The organism is Streptomyces silaceus (assembly GCF_001419745.1).
Classification (GTDB): domain Bacteria; phylum Actinomycetota; class Actinomycetes; order Streptomycetales; family Streptomycetaceae; genus Streptomyces; species Streptomyces silaceus.
The window spans coordinates 1-4237 of sequence record NZ_LIRJ01000429.1; the positions used below are offsets into that span (position 1 = coordinate 1).

A 4237-nucleotide genomic window follows, 5' to 3' on the forward strand; every position below is an offset into this window, starting at 1 on the left:
CCGGCGGGATGGGCGTCGTGTACCTCGCCCACACGCCGGGCGGGCGGCCGATCGCCCTCAAGGCGGTGCGGGACGAGTTCGCCGCGGACCCCGAGTTCCGCAGCCGTTTCGCCCACGAAGTGGCCAGCGCCCGGAGCATCCACGGCCTGTTCACGGCCCAGGTGGTGGACTCCGGTGTGGACGCCCCCACGCCCTGGCTCGCGACCGCGTACGTCCCCGGGCTCTCGCTCCAGGAGGTCGTCGGGCGGCACGGCCCGCTGCCCGTACGCACCGTGCTGCTGCTCGTGGCCGGCATCGCCGAGGCGCTCCAGGCCATCCACCGGGCGGGGGTCGTCCACCGCGACCTCAAGCCCGCCAACGTGCTGATCGCCGGGGACGGCCCCCGCGTCATCGACTTCGGCATCGCCCGCGCCGCCGACGCCACGGGGCTCACCGGCACCGGGCTGCGGATCGGCACCGCCGCGTACATGGCACCGGAGCAGGCACAGGGCCTCGCGGTGACCCCGGCGACCGACGTCTTCGCCCTCGGCGCGGTCGCCGCGTACGCGGCCGGGGGCGTGCTGCCCTTCGGGGGCGGGCCCGAATCCGCGGCGCTGTACCGGGTGGTCCACGAGGCGCCCGATCTGTCCTGCGTCCCCCAGGAGCTGCACGAGCTGATCGGCCGCTGTCTGGCCAAGCAGCCCTGGGACCGGCCCGGGCCGGGCGACCTGATCGCCGCCGCGCACGCCCATCCCGCCATGGGCGCGCACCCGGAGTTCACCGAGGGGTGGCTGCCGCACGGGGTCAGCAGCGAGATCGCCACGCGCGACGCGACGCGGGACCCGGGTGCGGGGCCGGGCCCGGCGCGCGGGGCCGGGGGCACCGCGCGGGTCCACGCCCAGCCCACCGTCGCGGCGGCCCCCGCGACGCGGCGGGCTCCCGACGGCGACGGGCCGACCGGCTCCGTGTCACGGCGCGACCGGCGGACCGGCCCCGAGCCGGTCCGCGGCCGGCGGCACAGGACCGTGGTCGCCCTGGTGGTCGCGCTCGCGGTCCTCGTGCCGCTCGGCGGCGCCGCGTACTACGTCCTGGACCGCCGCGACGACACCTCGCGTGCGCGGGACGCGTCCGACGCCTCCCGCGCTCCCGCCACGCCGTCCGACCGCCCTTCGTCGCAGCAGCCCTCTCCCCCTCCTTCGTCGTCGCCCTCGTCGGAGACCGCGTACGTCCCCGACTACGCCGACGCCGAACTCACGGCCCCCGACCCGGACTACGAGTTCGACCTCTCGGCCGGGAAGGTCGTCCCCGCCGAGACCGCCGAGTGGTACTTGGAGCGGACCGACACCGAGTTCGTCCTGCCCGACGACAGCGACGCCTTCGTGGCCGCCGGGTACGTGCTCAGTCCCGCCGACTGCGTGCGCGGCATCGAGACGGAACCGGTGACCGCGCTCCCGTTCGACGACCTCGCCGACGAACGTCCCTTCTGCGTGCGCAGCCCCGACGGGAAGAGCGTCGTCATCGCCCGCCTCGTCGAGGCCGTGCCCGACGAAGGTCCCGTCACGGTGGTCATGAGCCGCCACGTCAGGAGCGATTGAGGTTCCGCGCGGCGGGTCGGCCGGCGCGCCGCCGACTGGTGCCGCCGGTGCGCCGCCCGGCTCCTCGCCCTGCGGCGCGTACGCCCTCGTACCGGGCGATCGGCCGAGATCACCGCGCCCCGACCGGCCCGGTAGGGTTTGGATCCATGGCGCCTCGCACTACTCAGATCCTCGAAGCGGCCGCACGGCTGATCGCCCGTCGCGGTGTCCGCGGCCTGCGCGTCGAGGAGCTCGCCGCCGAAGCGGGCGTCTCGACCGGGCTGATCTACTACCACTTCAAGGATCGCACCGGGATCCTGCGCCACACCCTCGAGTTCATCAACGACCGCGCCGAGCGCTACACCACCGGCCGCGATCCCGACGCCGAGCCGCTCGCTCCCCGCGAGGAACTGGACGAGATCCTGCTGCTCGAACTGCAGGACACCCCGGAGGTCAGGGAGAACAGCTCCGCCTGGGGCGAGTTGCGGGCGAGCGCCGTCTTCGACGAGGTGCTGCGCGAGGACCTGGCCAGGGCGACCCTGGTGTGGGTGCAGGAGGTGGCCGCCCTCCTCGGCCAGGTGCGGCCGATGACCCCGGCGCCCGCGCTCGCCGCGGCCGGGGAGCGTCTCACCGCCCTCCTGGAGGGGCTCAGCATGCGCTGGCTCAGCGGCGGCCTCCAGATCGAGCACGCCCGTGACCTGATGCGCGGCGCCATCGACGCCGAACTCGCGCTGCTGCGCGGCGAATAGGCCAGTAGCCCGGCGCGGGGAGGGCAAGCGGTCATTCTGCGAGAAGGGCGAGCGGCCCGTCTGCGGGGAGGGGAAGCAGCCCGCCTGCGGGGACGCGCAAGCAAGCCACCTGGACGGACGCGGAAGTAACCCATCGGCGCGTAGGGGCGCAGCCCGCCCTGCCTCCGCAGCGGGGATCAGCCCCTCCCTCCACCCTCTCCCCCTCTCTCCCGCCGACGCACCCGTTCCCCGTTACTCGTGCCAGCGCCTCTTCCCGTCTCCCATCTATTGACTGAAAATTCAGTCAGTGTCACAGTGATGCCGCCGGCCCGCCGCCAGAAGAACCTGTCGATGAGCGGTTGAGGCCCCCTGGACTTCCCCGGAGCGAGTGATGCCCCCATGCCGCTGACCCCCACCGAACGTGACCGGCTTCTGCTGTTCACCGCCGCCGAGCTCGCGCGGTCCCGGCACACCCGCGGCCTGCGGCTCAACGTCCCCGAGGCCACCGCCCTCATCGCCGACACCGTCTGCGAGGCCGCGCGCGACGGGCTCCGGCTCGTCGAGGCCGTCGAGCGCGGCCGTGCCGTCCTCGGCCCCGACGACGTCCTGCCGGGCGTCGCCGACGTGGTCACCGAGATCCAGGTCGAGGCCGTCTTCGACGACGGCACGCGGCTGGCCGTCGTCGCCGACCCGTTCGGCGCAGGGCCCCGGGACGACGCCGCTCCCGGCGCCGTGCTCCCGGCGACGGAGACCGCCGTGCCCGAGCCGGTCGTGACGCTGGCCGTACGCAACACCGCGACCGTGCCCGTCTCCGTGACCTCGCACTTCCACTTCTTCGAGGCCAACCCGCGGCTCGACTTCGACCGCGCCGCCGCCTACGGCCTGCACCTCGCCGTGCCCACCGGCTCGTCCACCCGCTTCGACGCGGGCGCGACCGTCGAGGTCGGGCTGCTGCCGATCGGCGGAGCCCGGATCGCGATCGGCTTCGCGGGCTTGGTCGACGGCCCCCTCGACGCGCCCGGCGCGAAGGAGGCGGCGCTGCGCAAGGCCGCCGCCTGCGGCTACCTGGGCGCGAGCGCCGACGACATGGGCGCCACCGACAGCCTGGAAGGAGTGCGCGCATGAGCAGGCCCACCCGACACAGCGATCACTGCGCGCCGGGCAGCCGGCACATCGATCCGCACGAGTACGCCACCGTGCACGGCCCCCGCGCGGGTGACCGGGTCCGGCTCGGTGACTCCGGGCTGACGATCCGGATCGAGTCGGACGCGCAGCAGTACGGCGACGAGTTCCTCGCCGGGTTCGGCAAGACGGCCCGTGACGGGCTGCACCTGAAGGCCGCGGCGGTCCGCGATACCTGTGACGTCGTGATCAGCAACGTCGTCGTGATCGACGCCGTGCAGGGCATCCGCAAGGTGTCCATCGGGATCAGGGAAGGCCGCATCCACGCCATCGGGCGGGCCGGCAACCCCGACACCCTCGACGGCGTCGACGTCGTCGTCGGCACCGGGACCACGATCATCTCCGGCGAAGGCCTGATCGCGACCGCGGGCGCCATCGACACGCACGTCCACCTGCTCTCGCCCCGCATCATGGAGGCGTCGCTCGCGTCCGGCGTGACCACGATCATCGGCCAGGAGTTCGGTCCGATGTGGGGCGTGGGCGTCAACTCGCCGTGGGCCCTTCGCCACGCGTTCAACGCCTTCGACGCCTGGCCGGTCAACATCGGCTTCCTGGCGCGGGGTTCGTCCTCCGACGCCGCGCCGCTCGTCGAGGCGCTCGCGGAGGGCGGTGCCTGCGGGTTCAAGGTGCACGAGGACCTCGGCGCGCACACCCGCGCCCTTGACACGGCGTTGCGGGTGGCCGAGGAGCACGATGTCCAAGTCGCGCTGCACAGCGACGGGTTGAACGAATGCCTCTCCGTCGAGGACACCCTGAAGGTCCTGGAGGGGCGGA

General features: G+C 73.9%; 4 protein-coding genes. All 4 read left to right on the forward strand.

From position 1 onward, the window contains the following. A partial coding sequence (locus AOK22_RS43195; protein WP_244165202.1) for a serine/threonine protein kinase occupies positions 1 to 1574 on the forward strand: 1574 nt, incomplete at its 5' end. A gap of 146 nt (positions 1575 to 1720) precedes the next feature. Then, on the forward strand, positions 1721 to 2302 hold the full coding sequence (locus AOK22_RS32510; RefSeq protein ID WP_055702306.1) for a TetR/AcrR family transcriptional regulator: 582 nt from the start codon (positions 1721 to 1723) through the stop codon (positions 2300 to 2302). Between the two features lie 378 nt (positions 2303 to 2680). Further along, complete coding sequence (ureA, locus tag AOK22_RS32515; protein ID WP_055702307.1) at positions 2681 to 3406, forward strand: urease subunit gamma; 726 nt, start codon at positions 2681 to 2683, stop codon at positions 3404 to 3406. Further along, positions 3403 to 4237: amidohydrolase family protein (locus tag AOK22_RS32520; protein ID WP_157872342.1), on the forward strand; the 835-nt coding region annotated here is incomplete at its 3' end. The genes ureA and AOK22_RS32520, both read left to right, overlap by 4 nt.

Excerpts from the sequence above, each read along its gene's own strand:
- AOK22_RS32510 (WP_055702306.1), top strand. The coding sequence starts at position 1,721 with ATGGCGCCTCGCACTACTCAGATCCTCGAAGCGGCCGCACGGCTGATC.
- ureA (WP_055702307.1), top strand. The coding sequence starts at position 2,681 with ATGCCGCTGACCCCCACCGAACGTGACCGGCTTCTGCTGTTCACCGCC.